This window comes from Leifsonia sp. NPDC102414 (genome assembly GCF_044765685.1).
Lineage (GTDB): Bacteria > Actinomycetota > Actinomycetes > Actinomycetales > Microbacteriaceae > Leifsonia.
In genome coordinates this window covers 1479128-1497780 of record NZ_JBIWKN010000001.1, presented here as the reverse complement: position 1 = coordinate 1497780, position 18653 = coordinate 1479128, and the positions used below count along the sequence as shown (strand labels likewise).

Annotated in this window: 15 protein-coding genes and 1 riboswitch; of the genes, 7 read left to right on the top strand and 8 right to left on the bottom strand. The window is 69.9% G+C overall.

Annotated features, from left to right (window positions below; all coding sequences use genetic code 11):
• The first annotated feature begins 73 nt into the window (after positions 1 to 73).
• Positions 74 to 658, top strand: coding sequence for a trans-aconitate 2-methyltransferase (locus tag ACIRCZ_RS07145; RefSeq protein WP_055895442.1), 585 nt, complete (start codon positions 74 to 76; stop codon positions 656 to 658).
• Positions 659 to 691: 33 nt separating this feature from the next.
• Here the strand turns inward: ACIRCZ_RS07145 and ACIRCZ_RS07140 are convergent, their stop codons facing one another.
• Together ACIRCZ_RS07140 and ACIRCZ_RS07135 are read right to left on the bottom strand one after the other, a co-directional pair.
• Positions 692 to 1222, bottom strand: a complete 531-nt coding sequence (locus tag ACIRCZ_RS07140; protein ID WP_055896473.1) for a CoA-binding protein — start codon at positions 1220 to 1222, stop codon at positions 692 to 694.
• An 86-nt stretch (positions 1223 to 1308) separates the two neighbouring features.
• Complete coding sequence (locus ACIRCZ_RS07135; protein ID WP_402851127.1) at positions 1309 to 2607, bottom strand: O-acetylhomoserine aminocarboxypropyltransferase/cysteine synthase family protein; 1299 nt, start codon at positions 2605 to 2607, stop codon at positions 1309 to 1311.
• Between the two features lie 92 nt (positions 2608 to 2699).
• Positions 2700 to 2765: riboswitch (guanidine-III (ykkC-III) riboswitch) on the top strand.
• Between the two features lie 10 nt (positions 2766 to 2775).
• Here ACIRCZ_RS07135 and ACIRCZ_RS07130 point away from each other — a divergent pair.
• Positions 2776 to 3096 (top strand): multidrug efflux SMR transporter, encoded by a 321-nt coding sequence (locus ACIRCZ_RS07130; RefSeq protein WP_055895444.1) that lies wholly within the window; start codon positions 2776 to 2778, stop codon positions 3094 to 3096.
• 50 nt (positions 3097 to 3146) lie between these two features.
• On the opposite strand, the gene ACIRCZ_RS07125 is transcribed toward ACIRCZ_RS07130, so the two are convergent.
• The 4 genes from ACIRCZ_RS07125 to ACIRCZ_RS07110 form a co-directional block, all read right to left on the bottom strand.
• A complete protein-coding gene (locus tag ACIRCZ_RS07125) occupies positions 3147 to 4163 on the bottom strand; it encodes a YeiH family protein (protein ID WP_055895445.1) in 1017 nt (338 codons plus the stop codon).
• Between the two features lie 25 nt (positions 4164 to 4188).
• Complete coding sequence (locus ACIRCZ_RS07120; RefSeq protein ID WP_402851123.1) at positions 4189 to 5970, bottom strand: cell wall-binding repeat-containing protein; 1782 nt, start codon at positions 5968 to 5970, stop codon at positions 4189 to 4191.
• Between the two features lie 111 nt (positions 5971 to 6081).
• Positions 6082 to 7671 carry a protease pro-enzyme activation domain-containing protein gene (locus tag ACIRCZ_RS07115; RefSeq protein WP_402851120.1) on the bottom strand — a complete coding sequence of 530 codons (1590 nt, stop codon included), beginning with the start codon at positions 7669 to 7671 and terminating at the stop codon, positions 6082 to 6084.
• A gap of 79 nt (positions 7672 to 7750) precedes the next feature.
• Positions 7751 to 9364 (bottom strand): dolichyl-phosphate-mannose--protein mannosyltransferase, encoded by a 1614-nt coding sequence (locus tag ACIRCZ_RS07110; RefSeq protein ID WP_402851117.1) that lies wholly within the window; start codon positions 9362 to 9364, stop codon positions 7751 to 7753.
• A gap of 44 nt (positions 9365 to 9408) precedes the next feature.
• Between ACIRCZ_RS07110 and rsmI the strand changes: the two genes are divergently transcribed.
• From rsmI to ACIRCZ_RS07085, 5 genes are read left to right on the top strand one after another with little or no spacing between them, the layout of a single operon-like run.
• Positions 9409 to 10224, top strand: coding sequence for a 16S rRNA (cytidine(1402)-2'-O)-methyltransferase (gene rsmI, locus ACIRCZ_RS07105; protein ID WP_402851114.1), 816 nt, complete (start codon positions 9409 to 9411; stop codon positions 10222 to 10224).
• A gap of 54 nt (positions 10225 to 10278) precedes the next feature.
• The gene (metG, locus tag ACIRCZ_RS07100; protein ID WP_055896476.1) at positions 10279 to 11868 is read left to right on the top strand and encodes a methionine--tRNA ligase; all 1590 of its coding nucleotides are present in this window, start codon (positions 10279 to 10281) and stop codon (positions 11866 to 11868) included.
• Positions 11865 to 12794 carry a TatD family hydrolase gene (locus tag ACIRCZ_RS07095; protein ID WP_402851110.1) on the top strand — a complete coding sequence of 310 codons (930 nt, stop codon included), beginning with the start codon at positions 11865 to 11867 and terminating at the stop codon, positions 12792 to 12794. The genes metG and ACIRCZ_RS07095 overlap by 4 nt, the downstream gene beginning before the upstream one ends.
• Positions 12791 to 13639, top strand: coding sequence for a 16S rRNA (adenine(1518)-N(6)/adenine(1519)-N(6))-dimethyltransferase RsmA (gene rsmA, locus ACIRCZ_RS07090; protein ID WP_402851107.1), 849 nt, complete (start codon positions 12791 to 12793; stop codon positions 13637 to 13639). The genes ACIRCZ_RS07095 and rsmA overlap by 4 nt, the downstream gene beginning before the upstream one ends.
• Positions 13640 to 13670: 31 nt before the next feature.
• Positions 13671 to 14603: a 4-(cytidine 5'-diphospho)-2-C-methyl-D-erythritol kinase gene (locus ACIRCZ_RS07085; RefSeq protein ID WP_055895458.1), complete on the top strand. Its 933-nt coding sequence runs from the start codon at positions 13671 to 13673 to the stop codon at positions 14601 to 14603.
• Between the two features lie 59 nt (positions 14604 to 14662).
• On the opposite strand, the gene ACIRCZ_RS07080 is transcribed toward ACIRCZ_RS07085, so the two are convergent.
• Positions 14663 to 15496, bottom strand: coding sequence for an undecaprenyl-diphosphate phosphatase (locus ACIRCZ_RS07080; protein WP_055895460.1), 834 nt, complete (start codon positions 15494 to 15496; stop codon positions 14663 to 14665).
• Between the two features lie 258 nt (positions 15497 to 15754).
• Entirely contained in the window at positions 15755 to 18607 is a 2853-nt protein-coding gene (locus ACIRCZ_RS07075) for a LuxR C-terminal-related transcriptional regulator (RefSeq protein WP_402851102.1), read from the bottom strand.
• Positions 18608 to 18653 lie beyond the last annotated feature (46 nt).

The window sequence follows — 18653 nt, the reverse complement described above, 5'->3', positions numbered from 1 at the left end:
AGCGACAGCAGGCGACGTCCAGCCCCACGCGCGCGTAGGCTCAGGGCGAACACCCGTCTCGGCGAGGAGGATCATGGCGTTCGACTGGTCGGAGTTCTACACGGCACAGGGCGGCAGGGGAGTACGCGGCACCTTCCTCAGCGGCCTCGACGCCTGGCAGGGGGATGCGCCAGGCGACGCGATCGACCTCGGTTGCGGCGACGGCATCGAGACCAGATACCTGGCGGAGCATGGCTGGCGCGTGCTGGCGGTGGATGCGGACCCCGGCGTCGAGGAGCGGGTCGCCGCCGAGCTCGGGCCGGACCTCGCCGACCTGGTCGACGTGCGCCAGGCAGGGTTCGAGACGCTCGGCGGGTTGCCGGCGAGCGACTTCGTCTACGCCGGGTTCGCCCTGCCGTTCTGCGACGCCGCCCATTTCCCGTACCTGTGGGCCGACATCCGGGATGCGCTGCGCCCCGGTGCGGTGTTCGCGGGCGAGTTCTTCGGTCCGCACGACGAGTGGTTCGGCCGCCCCCGGATGAACTTCCACGACCGCGCCGGCGTCGAGGGGATGCTCACCGGCCTCGACGTCCTGCAGCTCGCAGAGGAGGACCGCCGCGGCATGTCCTTCGAGGGCCCCAAGCACTGGCACGTCTTCCACGTCGTCGCCCGGGCCTGACCCCGTCGGGGCGGGAGGAGGGTCAGAGGATGGTCAGCGGAGGGTTTTGCGGGCGGTGATCTGGCCGGTGTCGAAGCCGAGGAGGTGGAGGCCGCCGTGGAAGCGGGCGTGCTCGATCTTGATGCAGCGGTCCATCACCACGGTGAGGCCCTTGGACTCGCCGTACTCGGCCGCTTCCTGGTTCCAGATGCCCAGCTGCACCCAGACGGTGGGCGAGCCGACGGCGACGACCTCGTCGATGACCGCTGGCAGGTCGCTCGGCTTGCGGAACACATCCACGATGTCCGGCACCTCGGGCAGCGACGCGAGGTCGGGGTATGCCTTCTCGCCGAGGATGGTGTCGGCGTTCGGGTTCACGAAGTACACGCGGTAGTCGGTCGACTGCTGCAGATAGGTTCCGACGAAGTAGCTCGACCGCGCAGGGTTGGGGGAGGCACCGACGATAGCGACCGACTTCGCCGCGCGCAGGATGCGCAGACGCTCCTTGGCGTCAGGGCCCTCCCAGGTGCGCTGCGACTTGAGCAGCTTCGCCAGCGGCGAGCCGGACGGAACGGCGCAGCTCAGCCCGTTGACCAGCTGCACCTGCTCCGTCCCGGGGGACGCAGCACCGGCGGCGGCACCAGTGGATGCGGTGGATGCGTCTGCGATCGTCATGCGTTCGTCTCCTTCACGGCGATGGTGAGGGCCTGATCCAGATCGTAGATGATGTCGTCCACGTCTTCGATGCCGACGCTGATGCGCACGACGCCCGGCAGGACGCCGGCATCGATGAGCTGCTGTTCGGTGAGCTGCGCGTGCGTGGTCGACGCCGGGTGGATCACGAGCGTCTTCGCGTCACCGATGTTGGCGAGGTGGCTTGCCAGGTTGACCGACTCGATGAACTTCTGGCCGACAGCGCGTCCGCCCTTCACGACGAAGCTGAACACGCTGCCGGCGCCCTTCGGCAGGTACTTCTGAGCGCGGTCGTGGTGCGGGTGGGCGGGGAGGCCGGCCCAGAACACGGACTCGACGCGCGGGTCGGCATCCAGCCATTCGGCCACGGCGCGCGCGTTGTCGACGTGCGCCTGGATGCGGTACGGCAGGGTTTCGACGCCCTGTGCGAGCAGGAACGCGGAGTGCGGGGCGAGCGACGGGCCGATGTCGCGCAGCTGCTCGGCGCGGAGCCTGGTGAGGAAGGCGTACTCGGCGAAGTTGCCCGACCACTCCAGCCCGCCGTACGACGGTACCGGCTGCCCGAACAGCGGGAACTTGTCGCTGTGCCAGTCGAACCGGCCGCTCTCCACGACCACGCCGCCGAGCGTCGTGCCGTGTCCGCCGAGGAACTTGGTGGCCGAGTGGATGACGATGTCTGCGCCCCACTCGATCGGCCGGTTGAGGTACGGCGTCGCGATGGTCGAGTCGATGACGAGTGGGATGCCCGCGGCGTGCGCCACCTCGGCGAGGCCCTCGATGTCGGCGATCTCGCCGGACGGGTTCGCGATGGTCTCCGCGAACAGCAGCTTGGTCTTGTCGGTGATCGCCGCGGCGTAGTCGGCAGGATCCGCGCTCTGGACGAACGTGGTCTCGACGCCGAAGCGGCGCAGCGTGACGTCGAGCTGGGTGATCGACCCTCCGTAGAGGTTGGCGGAGGCGACGATGTGGTCGCCGGCGCCTGCGAGGGATGCGAAGGTGATGTACTGCGCGCTCAGCCCGCTAGCCGTCGCGACGGCTCCGAGACCGCCCTCCAGGCTGGCGACGCGCTCCTCGAACGACGCGACGGTCGGGTTGGCGAGGCGCGAGTAGATGTTGCCGTACTTCTGCAGGGCGAAGCGGGCGGCCGCATCTGCGGTGTCGTCGAAGACGAACGCACTGGTCTGGTAGATCGGGAGGGCGCGGGCGCCTGTCACCGGATCGGGGATGTTGCCCGCGTGAATCGCACGCGTGCGGAAGCCGTATTCGCGATCTGCCATGCAGCCAAGCTACCGGAGCGGGAGAGGGGTGCGCGGGGCCGCGGCGTAACAGACCGCAACGGGCCGCGGAATGCCCTTGTGATACACTTGTATTAGATCGCGTGATTCGCGATCCCGGACGACGGATCAGTACCCGGAGCGCGACAAGACTGGCCACGGGAGTGAATCATGTCGTGGATCGTGTTGATCGTGTCCGGCGTCCTCGAAGCCGTCTGGGCCACAGCGCTCGGGCTCTCCGCCGGTTTCACCAAGCTCTGGCCGTCGGTGATCTTCGGGGTGGCGCTCATCGCATCCATGGGGGGACTGGCCTTCGCCATGCGCGACATCTCCACCGGGACGGCGTATGCGGTCTGGGTCGGGATCGGCGCGGCCCTCACTGTGCTCTACGCGATGCTGTTCGGCGGAGAGGGCTTCTCGCTCGTGCGCGTGCTCCTCATCCTCGGCCTCGTCGCCTGCATCATCGGCCTCAAGCTGACCTCCTCGCACTAGAAGCCATCGGGGCGGGGCGGGGCGGGGCAGGGCGGGGCGGGGCCGGGCGGTCAGGAGAGGTGGACGGCGGCGAGGGCGAGGCCCGCGATGATGACCCAGGAGAGCAGCCCGACCGCGAGCGCCCGCCAGCCGGTGCCGAGGAGGGTGCGGAGGCGAACGGCGGTGCCGAGGCCGAACAGCGCCATCGCGAGCAGCACGGTCTGGAGGGTGTCCGCCCCGGACAGGACCGCATCCGGCAGCGGGATGAACGACGCCACCAGCACCGCGGCGATGAACCCGGCGACGAACAGCGGCACGATCGGTGGGCGCTTGGCAGCAGGGTCGCCCTCGACGTGACGGCGCCGCTCGACGACAGAGGCAACGGCGACCATCGGGGCGAGCATCAGCACCCGCGTCAGCTTCACCACGACGGCGACCGCCAGGGCGGCCGGACCGGCGAGCTGGGCGGTCGCGACGACCTGCCCGACGTCGTGCACGCCGGCGCCGACCCAGTGCCCGAACTGCAGCGAGCTCAGGCCAAGTGGATGCCACAGCACGGGCAGCACGAAGATCGCGAGCGTTCCGCACAGGGTCACCAGCGCGACCGGCGTCGCCGTCTCCTCGTCCTTCGACTTGACGACGCCGCTCATCGCGCCGATCGCAGAAGCGCCGCAGATCGAGAACCCCGTCGCGATCAGCAGCGGCTGGTGACCAGGCAGCCGGAACAGCCGCCCCAGCCACATCGTTCCGACGAACGTGACGAGCACGATGCCGACCGTGGTCAGGATGGTCAGCCAGCCCAGGTCGGCGATGTCGCCGAGGCTCAGTTTGAGGCCGAGCAGCACGACGCCGAGGCGCATGAACCGCTTGGCGGACACCGACAGCCCCGGTGCCAGCGCGCCCGTCACGGCGGGCCGCGCGAACGGCAGTTGACCGACGACGATCCCGAGCACGACCGCGGCGGTCAGCAGCGGCACGGCGGGCACCAGCCAGTGGATGCCCCAGGCGACGAGCGCCGCAAGTGCGGCGGCCGCCACTCCGGGAATCCACCGAGGTGGGGTGCGGGTGGCGGCCGTCGGACTCTGCATTCCTCCTATTGTGGCCGAACTCGGGCTACGGCTTCGTCCGCCCTGCCGAGATCGCGGCGTTCAGCTTCGCCGGGTCGAGCGTGATCTGCTTCGAGTCCTTCGGCGTCTGCGCCGCCGCGGAGCCGAGGTCGGCGCTGGAACCGTACAGTCCAGGCGCGCAGTAGGTGATCTGGTGCTCGATGTCGAGGCTCAGGACGCTCTTTCCGCCGACCGCCCAGTATGTGGAGACGCCCTGGATAGTCGAGTCGGTGACCTCGCCGTACGGGATGCACTCGGGAACCGCGAGCAGCAGCGGCGCTCCGCTGACACCGGCGATGGCGGAGATCGACAGCGCGTCGGGGAAGCCGAGCGCGCTGGCGACGAACGCGGTGTCCGCGAACGGGAAGATCTCCTTGTTCACGGCCTGGGCCGTTCCGAACCTGTCGCCTCCTGCGAGGCGGAGGACGGTCGGGACGCCGAGCTTCTCGAGGTCGCGCTGGATGCCGGTCGACACCGTGTTCACACCGCCGGCGATGTAGATGCGCTCCGGTGCGAGCGTCGTGATGAGCTGCTTGGTCGCCGCATCGAGCGATCCCGACCAGCCGTTCACCAGCACGAGCGGGCTGTTCTGGTATCCGGCGGCCGAACCGGCCACGAGCGCGTCAGGGAACGCGTTGCCTGTCGCGATGAAGACGCTGGTCACGCGACCAGCGGGGAAGGCCGCGGTCGCGACCGCTCGTGAGGTGGCGAAGCGATCGTCTCCGGAGACCCTGGTGACGCTGGGCGCGAGCTTCTGGAGCTGCGCGAACGCGGAGGCTCCGACCGCGGCGAGTCCGCCGACGACCACGATCTTCGGCGGTGCCAGGGTCTTGATGGCGTTGATGACGCTGGCCGGTACGAAGTCCTGCCTGGTCATCAGCAGTGGGCCGCCCGCGCGGGCGGCCGCGGCGCTCGCTCCGAGCGCGTCGGGGAAGTTCACGCCGTTCGCGACGTACACGACCTTCGCCTGGCCGGGGCCGTACGAGCCGAGAGCGACCTGCACCGAGGTGTCGAAGCGGTCTGCGCCGGCGATGCGTCCGCCGTACCAGGACCAGGTGCCCACGCTGCCGTCGATGCCGGTGATCTGCTGGCCGGCGGCGACCGTGATCGGCTTGGAGTCCCAGAGCGTGTCGGAGTCGTCGTAGTAGCTGGTCGCGTATGCGGGGGTGGCGGCGGTCGAGTCGGCGAAGCGCACGACGTATTCCCCTGCTGCGAGCCCGCCGAGCGTGTATGCGCCGCTCGGCGTGATCGTCGGCGCGACCTCGTTGAACTGCTCGAAGAGCCCGGTCGTCGGGTTGAGGCGATAGGCGCGGAACCCGTTCGCCAGGCCCGTCGTGCCCGCGACCGTTCCGCTGATCGAGCCGGCGATGGGCTGTGTCGCGGTGAGTCCGGAGACGTTGGCGTTCGTCACGGTGACGACCTGCGCATCGTCCTCGAACGTGCCGCCGACCCAGGTTCCTGCGTTCTTTCCGTCCTGCGTCGCCCGGAACTGGACGCGATAGCGGCCGGGCGTCACACCGGACACGCTCCACGTTCCGTTCGTGGCGTTCGCCAGCAGTGACTGACGCGGAGTGCTGCCGGTCAAGGGCAGGAGGAGAACGGACGACGATTCCGCCGTGGTCGTTCCCCCGCCCGCGACGTCGTAGTTCACCGTCCCGCTGACGGTGTAGCCGGAGGCCGCCGTCGCGGCAGTCGGGACGAGGGCGAGTCCGGCGACGGTGAGCGCTGCCGCCACACCGCCGACGAAGAGGGTTCTGAGTGCGCGCCTGGGGCGCCGGTTTCGGGTCACGGGCAGAGCGTACTGTCCGGTCGGTCAGTTCGCCTATGTCCCATTAGGGGTGTCTTGCGCGCGCCCCGTCAGGCGCACCCTGTCACAGCGCCGCCCGTCACGCGCGCCACGTCACAGCGCCGCGAGCAGCGCCGTCCCGTCCGGCACGCCGAGACCCGTGCACGCGTCCCACCCCGCCGTCGCCGCGAACGCGCCGTTGTCACCACTCGTGATGTCCCTGAATCCCGCGGCGACCTGCCCCTTCGTCACCGAGTCGTACAGCGCAGGCTGCGCGAGCCCCAGGGGTTTTCCCGTCGACTGCACGATGCGCGCCACCAGGGCAGCCCAGAGCGGCGCGACAGCGCTCGTGCCCCCGATCACCAGTTCCTTTCCGTCGACGAGCACGCGGTAGCCGGTCTGCGGGTCGGCGACCGCCGAGACGTCCGGCACGCCGCGGCCGCTCGGGCCGTTGGCGCTGCCACCCGCATCCACGCCGCCTGCGCCGAGGGGGACGCCGACGTTCTTCTGCCAGGTCGGCTGCGCGAAGGCCGCACTCACGCCGCCGCCGGTCGCTCCACCGCCCGTGCCGTTGTTCCACACCGTCTCCGACTGCACGACCCCGGTGGATGCGTCCGCGCTGAGCCGTGTGCCCCCGCAGGCCAGGGCGTGCGGAGACGACGCGGGGAAGTCGACGTGCGCCTTGCCGTCCGTCACCCTGTCGCTGCTCCCGTCGTCGCCCGCGGCGGCCGTCACCGTCACGCCGAGCGCTGCGGCGTCGACGAGCGCCTGGTCGAATGCGGTGCGCGCCTGCGCCGTCCAGGCGTCCTCCGACTGGCCCCAGCTGATGCTGATCGCCGCGGGGGTCGGGTCGGCGTGGGCGGCGGTGGTGACCGCATCCACGAAGCCGGCGTCGGTGTTGGGCGCGAAGTACACGACGATGTGCGCGGCGGGCGCGAGTGCGCCCGCCACCTCGATGTCGAGCATCACCTCGCCGTCAGCCCCGTTGGGGTCCGCCCCCGGCTGGTTGGCCGCACCGTCGACGCCGACCGCCGTGACGGTCGGACCGGTGATTCCGAGACCGCTGAAGTATGTGTCGAGGTCGCTCTGCTCGTAGCCTCCGCCGAGCTCGATGATCGCGATGGTCTGCCCGCTGCCGTCCGTCCCGGCCGGGAAGCGGTAGATCGCGCCGAGCTCCAGCGGTGTGTAGCTGGTGCTCACCGCCCTCGGGCGCGCCACCCGGAACAGCGCACGGGCCTGCGGCCGGTCGTCGAGGCCGAGCACAGCGGTCACCACGCCGTCGAGCGCCGCGGGGATGCTCAGCCCACCCGTGCGGCTGCGGTGCGTGAACTCGCGGTCGGCAGCATCCCGTGCCGTCGCCTGGTCGAGGTCGGTGCCGAAGACCCTGCCCACCAGCGCGGATGGTCCGGAGACGCGCACCCTGCGCTCCGCGGCGTTCGCGTCGAGCACGGTGAGGCCGAGCCCCTTCAGCGTCGACGTGACCAGGTCGACGTCGGCAGTGGATGCGCCGTACGTCTTCGCGAAGTCTGCGCGGCTGACCGGTGTGGTCAGGGCGTCGTCCGGCAGCTCGGTCTGCCGCCGCAGCACGAGCGTCGCCTCGACCGTCGCTGCAGGGTCGATGGCGGCGTGGGCGGTGACGCCGGGGGTCTCCGGTCGTTCGCTGCCGGGGAGGGGGACGAGGTCGATCGGCTGGTTGGCATCCATACCCACGGTCTACCACCGGCCACCGACCGCGGACAGGCCCGCGATCCTGAGAACTCAGAGAGGCCGGTCAGCGGTCAGGTCAGACCCAGCTGGGCAGCCACATGTGGATCTGCCAGTACCAGAACGGGATCTGCTGCGCGGTCCAGATCGGCCAGAAGAACACGCTCACCGCCGACGCGACCACGAGGAACAGACCGACCCAGATGATTCCGCGCTTGCGCCGGTGCGACGGATCGCTCCGCCTCCCGAGCACGATCCCGATGACCGCGGTCAGCCCGAGGATCAGGTACGGCTCGAACGCGATCGCGTAGAACTCGAAGATCGTGCGGTTGATGTAGAGCAGCCACGGCAGGTACCCGGCGGCGAGGCCGGTGAGGATGAGTCCCACCTGCCACTCGCGGTAGCGGATCACCCGGTAGACCAGGTAGAACGCCGCCGCTGCCGCCGCCCACCAGATCAGCGGGTTGCCCAGGGAGGTGATCGCGGACGAGCACGCGTTCGCCGTGCATCCGTTCTCGCCGAGATTCGATCCGACGTAGTACATGCTGGTCGGCCGGATCATGAACAGCCAGGTCAGCGGGTTGGCCTGGTACGGGTGCGAGACGTGCAGGTTGATGCTGTAGCCGTACATCTCGGTCTGGTAGTGCCAGAGGTTCTGCAGCCAGAGCGGCACCCATGACAGCCCGCCCGTCCACTGCATGTGCGTCGTCTCCGCCCAGTGCCGGTAGTAGCCGCCGCTGGTGACGAGCCAGCCCGTCCAGGTGGCGACGTAGCTGACCAGCGCGATCGGCACCATGAGGACGAATGTGGCCGGCGCCTGCTTGAGGATGGCCCCGCTGATGAAGAACGGCAGCCCGACGCGGCGCCTGGCGACGATGTCGACCACCACGGTGTACACGGCGAAGAACGCCAGGAAGTAGAAGCCGCTCCACTTCACCCCTGCGCACAGCCCGGCGAGCACGCCGGCGGCGAGCAGCCACGGTCGCCACCACAGCACGGGCCCCCAGGCGGGGTCGCGCCCGGCTGCCCACGACGCGTGCACCTTCTCCGCCAGCCGGGTGGCGTGCCACTGTCTGTCGAGCAGGATGCACCAGAACGCCAGCAGAGCGAGGAACACCACCGAGTTGTCGAGCAGGGCGACTCTGCTCATCACGATCGCGTGGCCGTCGATCGCCAGCAGGAACCCTGCGACGGTGGCGAGGATGGTCGACCCGAACAGCTTCCGCGCGATCAGGAAGACGACCAGCACGGCCAGGATGCCGACGACGGCGGTCGAGATCCGCCAGCCGAAGGAGTCGCCTGCGCCGAACGCCGCGAGGCCGAGCGCGATCATCCACTTGCCGAGCGGCGGATGCGCGACGAACGACGGATCGGACGTGAAGATGTCCGTGTTGCCCGCGTTGAACTGCTGATCTGCCTTGTCCGGCCAGCTGCCCTCGTAGCCGAGGTGCATCAGCGAGTACGCGTCCTTCACGTAGAAGGTCTCGTCGAAGACCAGCGCGTGCGGGAACCCCAGGTTCCAGAGCCGCAGCACGGCGGCGAGCAGCGTGACGGCGACGGGAGCGCCCCAATACCAGAGCTTCATCCGCAGCGGGGTGCGGAGCATCCGTGCCCACCAGTCGTCGAGCCTGGTTCCCGTCTGCTCCACCGGGAGGGGCGCGATCGGGCTGCCGATGGCGGGTGTCGAAGTCACCAGATCATGCTAGAGGGTGCGTCTATGGGTGACAGACTCGGAGCATGATCATCCTCGCGGCCACTCCCATCGGCAACCTCAAAGACGCGTCTCTGCGCCTGATCGAGGTGCTGGGCTCGGCTGCCGTGGTCGCGGCGGAGGACACCAGGGTGACCCAGCGACTGCTCGCGGGGCTCGGCATCGAGAACCGTCCTCGCCTGATCGCGCTGCACGACCACAACGAGCGCGACAGGTCTGCCGAACTGGTGGAGCTGGCGCGCGAACAGGATGTGGTGGTGCTGTCGGATGCGGGGATGCCGACCGTCTCCGACCCCGGCTTCCACCTCGTCGAGGCCGCGGCGGCCGCCGGCGTCGGCGTCACGGTCATCCCCGGCCCGAGCGCGGTGGTGACGGCGCTCGCCGTGTCTGGGCTTCCCACCGACCGGTTCACCTTCGAGGGCTTCCTGCCGCGCAAGCAGGGGGAGCGGCTGAGCACGTTCCGCGCGCTCGCCTCCGAGCCGCGCACGATGGTGTTCTTCGAGTCGCCCAACCGGCTCGCCGCGTCCATCGCCGACCTCGCGACGGTGCTCGGCGACGACAGGCGCGTGGTGGTGTGCCGGGAGCTGACGAAGCTGTTCGAGGAGGTCAAGCGCGGCACAGCGGCAGAGCTCGCGGCCTGGGCTGCGGAGGGTGTGCGCGGCGAGATCGCGGTCGTCGTCGCCGGAGCGGAGGCGCGGACGGTCGATCTGGAGACCGGCGTAACACAGGTGCTCGCCCTGGTCGCAGGCGGTGTGCGGCTCAAAGACGCGGCAGGCGAGGTCGCAGAGGCGACGGGGCTCGGCAAACGCGACCTCTACCAGGCGGCACTCGACCGGAAGTGACCCCAGCCGGTAATACGCCAGGATGCGCCCCCGCGCGCCCGTAGGATGGTCACCATGTCCGACGGCTCTTCGTTCTACATCACCACGCCGATCTTCTACGTGAATGATGTCCCGCACATCGGGCACGCATACACGGAGGTCGCCGCTGACGTCCTCGCGCGCTGGCACAGGCAGGCCGGTGACGACACCTGGCTGCTGACCGGCACGGACGAGCACGGCCAGAAGATCCTGCGCACCGCGACCGCCAACGGCACCACCCCGCAGGAGTGGGCCGACCGTCTCGTGACGAACGAGTGGCTTCCCCTGCTGAAGACGATCGACATCGCGAACGACGACTTCATCCGCACCACGGACGAGCGGCACGAGAAGAACGTGCAGAAGTTCCTGCAGAAGCTCTACGACGACGGCTTCATCTACGCCGGGGAGTACGAAGCGCTGTACTGCGTCGGCTGCGAGGAGTTCAAGCCGCAGAGCGAGATCGTCGACGGCACGGGGGAGTACGAAGGCCAGAAGGTCTGCGCCATCCACTCGAAGCCGCTGGAGCTGCTGCAGGAGAAGAACTACTTCTTCCGGATGAGCCAGTTCGCCGACCAGCTCCTCGCGCTCTACGAGGAGCGCCCGGAGTTCGTGCAGCCGGAGTCGGCCCGCAACGAGGTCGTCTCGTTCGTGCGCCAGGGACTCAGCGACCTGTCGATCTCCCGCTCGAGCTTCGACTGGGGCATCAAGGTGCCGTGGGACGAGTCGCACGTGGTCTACGTGTGGTTCGACGCCCTCCTCAACTACGCCACCGCCGTCGGCTACGGCCAGGACGACGAGAACTTCGCCAGGCGCTGGCCGGCGACGCACATCGTCGGCAAAGACATCCTGCGCTTCCACGCGGTGATCTGGCCGGCCATGCTCCTCGCTGCGGGACTCGACGTTCCGCACCAGGTGTACGGCCACGGTTGGCTGCTGGTCGGCGGCGAGAAGATGTCCAAGTCCAAGCTGACCGGCATCGCGCCCACCCAGATCACCGACACGTTCGGGTCGGATGCGTTCCGCTACTACTTCATGCGCGCCATCAGCTTCGGCCAGGACGGCTCGTTCAGCTGGGAAGACCTGTCCGCCCGCTATCAGGCCGAGCTCGCCAACGGGTTCGGGAACCTCGCATCCAGGGTCGTCGCGATGGTCTCGCGCTACTTCGAGGGCGTCGTGCCGCCCGCCGGCCGCTACGAGGACGCCGACTTCGCCGTGCAGAAGACGGTCGCCGACGCCGCCTCCGCCGCTGACGCCGCCATCGAGAAGCTGGCGATCCACGACGCGCTCACCGCCGTCTGGACGATCGTCGACGAGCTCAACGGGTACATCACCGCCCAGGAGCCGTGGTCGCTCGCCAAGGACGAGACGCAGCGCGAGCGCCTCGCCACCGTGCTCTACACCGCCGCGGAGGGACTGCGCGCGCTCGCCGTGCTGCTGTCTCCCGTCATCCCGAAGGCCACCCTCAAGCTGTGGGTGGCGCTCGGCGCGGAGGACGAGCTCGGCGGACTCGACGAGCAGCCGCTGCGCACGGCGGGCGAGTGGGGCCAGCTTCCCGCCGGCACCACCGTCAACGGTCTTGAGGCGCTGTTCCCCCGGATCGACGCGGACGCGGTGCCTGGCGCATGACCGACCCGGCGTTCATCCGGCAGCGTCACGTCACCGACGGGCGTGACCTGGAGTACCCGCCGCTTCCGGAGGCGCTTGTCGTCCCCGTCTACGACAACCACACCCACCTGGAGATCGCGGACGGCGACGAGCCGATGGACTACCGGGAGCAGCTCGACCGCGCATCCAGCGTCGGCGTCCGCGGCGTCGTCCAGGTCGGCAACGACGTGGAGACCTCGCGCTGGTCGGCCGACATGGCCGCCATCGAGCCCCGGATGCTCGCCGCCGTCGCCCTGCACCCGAACGACGCGCCGGACTACGCGGAGCGCGGTGAACTCGACGACGCGCTCGCGGTGATCGCCGAGCTCGCCGCCCGACCCCGGGTGCGCGCCGTCGGCGAGACGGGCCTGGACTTCTACCGCACCGAGGCCGGGCCGCGCCGTGACGCGCAGTTCCGCTCGTTCGAGGCGCATATCGAGATCGCCAAGCAGAACGACATCGCCATGCAGATCCACGACAGGGATGCGCACGCCGACGTCATCGCGACCCTCAAACGCGTCGGCGCCCCGGAGCGCACCGTGTTCCACTGCTTCTCCGGCGACGCCGAGTTCGCGCAGCTCTGCGCGGACAACGGCTGGTACATGTCGTTCGCGGGCAACGTCACGTTCAAGAACGCCGAGAACCTTCGCGAGGCCCTGCGGGTCGCTCCGCGCTCGCTGATCATGGTCGAGACGGACGCGCCGTTCCTCACCCCGACCCCGTTCCGCGGAAGGCCGAACGCGCCGTACCTCATCCCGCACACGCTGCGCGCGATGGCGGAGACGATCGGCACGGACGCCTCCACCCTGGCAGCGCAGATCTGCTCCAACACCGAGCTGGTCTACGGCCGCTGGGACGCCGAGCCGGTCGCATCGCCGCCGACGACGCCCATCGGGATCATCGCGTGACCGCCCTTCGCCTCCTCGGTCCGGCCGAGATCCGCGACCTGGCCGACCTGCTCGACGTCACGCCGACGAAGAAGCTCGGCCAGAACTTCGTCATCGACGGCAACACCGTCCGCCGCATCGTGCGCGTCGCGAAGGTGCAGCCAGGGGATGTGGTGGTCGAGGTCGGGCCCGGGCTCGGCTCGCTGACCCTCGGGCTGCTGGAGGCGGACGCATCCGTCGTGGCCGTGGAGATCGACGGCAGACTCGCCGAGCAACTCCCGACGACCGTCCGCACGATGGCGGAGCAGGTCGCGGACCGGCTCACCGTCGTGCACACGGATGCGCTGCACGTCACCGAGCTGCCGCAGTCGCCGACCAGGCTCGTCGCCAACCTGCCGTACAACGTCTCCGTGCCCGTGCTGCTGCACTTCCTCGAGCACTTCCCCGGCATCAGGAGCGGCGTGGTGATGGTGCAGGCCGAGGTCGGCTTCCGCGTCGCGGCGGAGCCCGGATCGAAGGTCTACGGCGCCCCCAGCGTGAAGGCCGCCTGGTACGGCAGCTGGCGCACGGCGGGCACCGTCAGCCGCCAGGTGTTCTGGCCGGTGCCGAACGTCGACTCCGTGCTCGTCGCCTTCGAGCGCCACGCGGAGGAGCCAGGAGACGAGACGCTGCGCGCCCGCACCTTCGAGCTGGTGGATGCGGCGTTCCAGCAGCGCAGGAAGATGCTGCGGCAGGCGCTCGCGCCGGTCTACGGCGACTCGGCCACCGCATCCGCCGCGCTGGAGACGGCCGGGCTGGCACCGACGCTGCGGGGCGAACAGCTCGGCATCGCCGACTTCGTCAGGCTCGCCACGGCGAGGGTCTAGCGCCTGGCTCATCCGCCTGTAGGTTGGGAGTATGACCACTCCGGCCATTGACGCAGTTCACGTGCGAGCCCCCGGCAAGATCAACGTGTTCATGCGCGTCGGGGCGGTGATGGACGACGGGTACCACGACGTCGCGACGGCATACCAGGCTGTCTCTCTCTACGAGGATGTGCGCGCGTATCCCGACGACGAGTTCTCTGTCAGCTTCGGCGGCTCGATCGACACCTCCGGACTGCCGACGGACAGCACCAATCTGGCCATCAAAGCGGCGAAGCTGCTGGCGAGGAAGACCGGATACTCCGGGGGCGTGCGGCTCGAGATCGACAAGCACGTCCCGATCGCGGGCGGGATGGGCGGCGGTTCGGCGGACGCAGCGGCGACGCTCGTTGCCTGCGACGCCCTGTGGGGCACGGAGGCGAGCAAGGAGGATCTGCACTCCATCGCCGCCAGGCTCGGCGCCGACGTGCCGTTCGCCCTGGTCGGCGGAACGGCGATCGGCACCGGCAGAGGCGACCGGCTGAGCCCGGCGCTCGCCACCGGCCAGTTCCACTGGGTGCTCGCTCTGCCGGACAGTCAGCTGAGCACCCCGGCCGTCTACAGCGAGCTCGACAGGCACCGCGAGCGCCACTCCCGCGACATCGCGCCCGCGCAGTTCACGCCGACGGTCGACACCGCCGTGCTGCAGGCGCTGCGGGCGGGGGACCCCGCGATGCTCGCCGAGTCGCTGACGAACGACCTGCAGGCCCCGGCCATCCACCTGGCGCCCGAGATCGGCGCCGTGCTGGAACTCGGCGAGATGAACGGCGCACTGGCGGGGATCGTCTCCGGCTCCGGCCCGACCGTCGCGTTCCTGACGGCGGACCTGGACAGCGCACTGGACCTGCAGATCGCGCTCAGCGCGGCGCGGCTCACGGCGGTGCGGGCGACGGGCCCGGTGCACGGGGCACGGATTCTGCCGGACTAGCCGACGTGCGCGTCTGAGCCAACGATCACGTCTGAGCCCACGATCACGTCAGCCGACGATCATGTCGCTGTGATCACGCCGGTCAGCAGCAGCACGGCCACCAGCACCGCGAGCCCGACGCGGTACCAGATGAACACGGTGATCGGGTGCTTCGTCACAAGCCGCAGCAGCCAGGCGATGCTCACGTAGGCGACGATGAGGCTCACGATGGTGGCGACGATGGTCGGGAGCCAGCCGACGCTGGAGCTGATCGCGCTCGCCTGAGTGATGCCCTCATAGCCGCCGGCCGCGACCAGCGCAGGGATGGCGAGGAAGAACGACAGGCGCGTGGCCGCCACCCGGTCGAGGCCGCGGAACAGGCCGGCGCTGATGGTCGCGCCGGAGCGGGAGACGCCGGGGATGAGGGCGATCACCTGGAAGACGCCGATGGCGACCGCATCCATGACGTTGGTGGACTCTTCGCCGCGGTTCTGGCGTCCGACCCGCTCAGCGGCCCACATCACGATGCTCCACAGGATCAGCGCAGCGACCACCACCCACAGGTTGCGCAGGCCGCCGGAGATGAGGTCTTTGGCGACCAGGCCGACGATCGCGATGGGGATGGAGCCGATGATCACGTACCAGCCCATCCGGTAGTCGTGGCCCCGCGCATCCCGGTTGAACAGGCCGCGCGCCCAGGCGACCACGATGCGCACGATGTCTTTCCAGAAGTAGATGATCGCTGCCAGGATGGCGCCGACCTGGATGATCGCGGTGAAAGCTGTCACACCCTGGTCGTCGATCTTCAGTCCGAGAAGCTTCTCGACGATGGTCAGGTGGCCCGTGCTCGACACGGGAAGGAACTCGGTGATGCCTTCGACGATGCCGAGGATCAGCGCTTGCAGCAGGTTCATCCGACCGCCTCTCGATTCAGGATGCGGATCCCAGCATGTCGGTATGTCGGCAAGAAGTCTCTGAGAATCGCGCGAACCGAAGGCATTTCTACCCCAGGATGCCCATGACACAGGCGCAAGTCGGGTGTTGAGACGATTCGTTGCTGGATCGTATCCAAGCGCCCCATGCGGTCGGGCATCCCGGGGTGTGATCCCAAAATACCGAGGCCGTCAGGCCGGCTCATAACCGTGAAGGGAAAACCGTCAAGTATTGACGGGTCACGTGCTGACGGGGCGGTGCCGCGAGTGGTTCGCGCGCACGCTCCTGGACGCGAGACTGAGCTTTCTGAGGTCTCGCCGCGAGGACAGTTCCAGTTTCGCGAGGATGTTCCGGACGTGGAAGTTGACTGTGGTCACCGACACGTACAGCCGCTCCGCGATCTCCTTGTTCGTCATGCCTGCCGCGAGCGCGTACGCGACCTGCCGCTCCCTGGTGGTCAACGGCGCGAACGGGTCGGAGGAGGTGTCGTCCGCAGCACCCCCGCCGGCCGTCAGCTCTTCCAGCTGCCTGGCGCAGCGCGCCAGGTAGCTGGACGCGCCGACCCGCCTGAACGTTGCCGCAGCGTGTTCGAGCAGCGCCGTCGCGCGCGGCTGGTCCGTGCCGAGTGCGGCGAGCAGCCGCCCGGCCTCCGCAGCTGCGATCGCCTGCGGGAACGGGAAGCGCGCGGCCGACGGATCGTCGAGCGACGCGAGGTGAGCCTCCAGGGCCTCCTGCTGCTTGCCTTCTGCCTCCAGCACACGGCCTTCCAGCCAGCCGAGCGACCCGTAGTACGGCCGCCACATCCCCGGCGCCTGGCAGCGCGCGAGCGCGGCGCGTGCCTCCTCAGCGCGGCCGAGTGCCGCCAGCGCATCCACCCGGTAGGTGAGCCAGCCGAGCGTGGATGCGCGGTTCGCCACCGCCTCCGCCTCTTCGGTGACGGCGAGCTGCGCCTCCCGGTCGCCGAGGGCGCGAGCGAGCTCGGCCCGGGCGATGAACGGCAGGTCGCTGTCGTACGAGCCCGCGATGCCGAGCTTCGCCTGCGCCGCCGACCTGAGTCGCTCGTCCACGGCCGCCGCTTCGCCGCGGCCGGCGCGCACCAGGGTGGAGGCCCAGAGCGCGATCGGCCAGCCGGAAAGGTCGGTCTCGTCGAGGGCGAGCGCCACGGCGGCGTCGGCCAGGGTGACCGACTCGTCCCACTCTCCGACCAAGAAGAGGACGTGCGCGTAGATCGTGCGGGCGAAACCGGCCGTCCAGCTCGACGGGAAGCGTTTCAGCAGCTCGTTGGCGCTGGCGAGGTCGTCACGGGCGCGGCCGACGTCTCCGCCGAGCACGAAGACGCGGGCACGGGAGACGAAGGCGTCGACAGCGGACGGGGAGGCGGCGTCGACCAGGAGCTCATCGAGTTCGGCGACAAGCGAGCCGACCAGGCCTGGACGCGCGTGCCCGGCGGCGGTGAGGGCCCAGCCGAGCAGCCTCAGCAGGTAATCGCGCGGCTGTGCCAGCCAGCGCAGTGCGGGGTCCGCGACCTCGGACGGGTCGTCCGGCGCCTCCGCGATGAGGCGTCGGCCGGTCTCCAGGTGGTCGAAGACGCCGGGGAAATCACGTGTCGCCATCAGCACCTTCGGCATCGCCTCAGCGACGTGCGCGCGGATCGCCCGCTCGTCCGGAGTGCTGGCCCGGCTGGCCTCGAACGCGAGCGCGATCGCGAGAGCACCGGGGATGTCGCCGGTGAGCGTCCGCAGTTCGAGCAGGATCAGGTCGCGCGCCTCCGACGGCGGCATGGCCTCGATGGCGGGCGCCAGGTCGAAGATGCGTTCGTGCATCCTGGTCCGCAGCGCGAGCAGCCCGATCTCCAGCAGGGCGCGGTCGTGCTCGGCGCCGGGAGCGGCGAGGTGGACGGCAGAGCGGGCGTAGCTCATCGCCTGGTCTGCCTGGTTGCGGTCAGCGGCCGTGCGGCTGGCTTCGAGGAGTTCGGCGACCAGGGTCGGGTCGGCGATGTCGGCGGCCTCGACCCTGTGACGGAGGGCGCGGTGCCCGGTGAGCACCTCGGCCGCGACCCGGTGGATGGCGACGCGGCGCTCCATGCTCAGCTCGCCGGAGAGCGCATCGGCGAGGATGGCGTGCGCAGGCTCGACCCAGACGACGCCGTCGCGTTCGGAGGACAGCACCAGCCCGCGGGCCACCGCGCCTGCCGCATCCACCCGGGTGTCGAGGCGCGCGGCGATGGTGCCGAAGACCGGGAGCGGCAGAGGGTCGCGCAGCACGGCGATGATCTCCGCCGCCTGGCGCACGGACGGGTCTGCGCCCTCGAGCGCCGAGGCGACCGCCGTGGAGAGCGGGGTGATGGCGGCCGCGGGGAGGTCCCAGCCAGCGGGATGCAGCGCAGAGGCGAACGTCTCGCGGAGCTGGCCGAGGAGCACGCTGAGCAGCAGCGGCGAGCCCTGGGTGGCCTCGGTGAGTCTGGTGGCGGTGCGTCGAGACACGGCGTGGCCCAGGATGTGCCTGGCGAGCTCCTGCGTGTCGGCGACGGCCAGAGGCGCGAGTTCGATGCGCGCGTGGTTGACCGTGGAGGAGGCGACGTCCTCGAACAGCGACACAACGCTGCCCGGCAGCGGACGCGATGCAGCGGTGAACAGGAAGCCCTGGTCGGACAGCCGGCGCACCACGAACCGCAGCGCCCGCGCCGACGCCTCGTCCACCCACTGCGCGTCGTCGACGATCAGGCAGACGGGCCGCCCGACACCGTCGACAGCGTCGAGCAGCAGGCGGCCGACGGTCAGCGGGTCGTCCGACTGCTCCGGCGGCCGGATGCGCGTGCCGCTGACCGCGTTGAGCCCGCGCACCAGGGTCTCCACCGTCGAGTAGCTGAGGTCGGACTCGAACGAGTCTGCGTGCACCCGCAGCACGGTCCAGCCATCCAGCCGCTCCGCCACGTCGGCCAGGAGCGCCGTCTTGCCGAGACCGGCCTCGCCGGTGACCAGCAGCGCGCCGCCCTTGCCGAGCGCGCGGTGGGCGACCAGCAGCATCGTCTCGCGTTCCCTGTCGCGACCGAACAGCGGCTTCGCATCCGGGCTCGAGGCGTCCTCTGTCACGTCGTTCCCCATCCCGACCGGTCGTGCGCCGTGTGCGGGTAAGTGA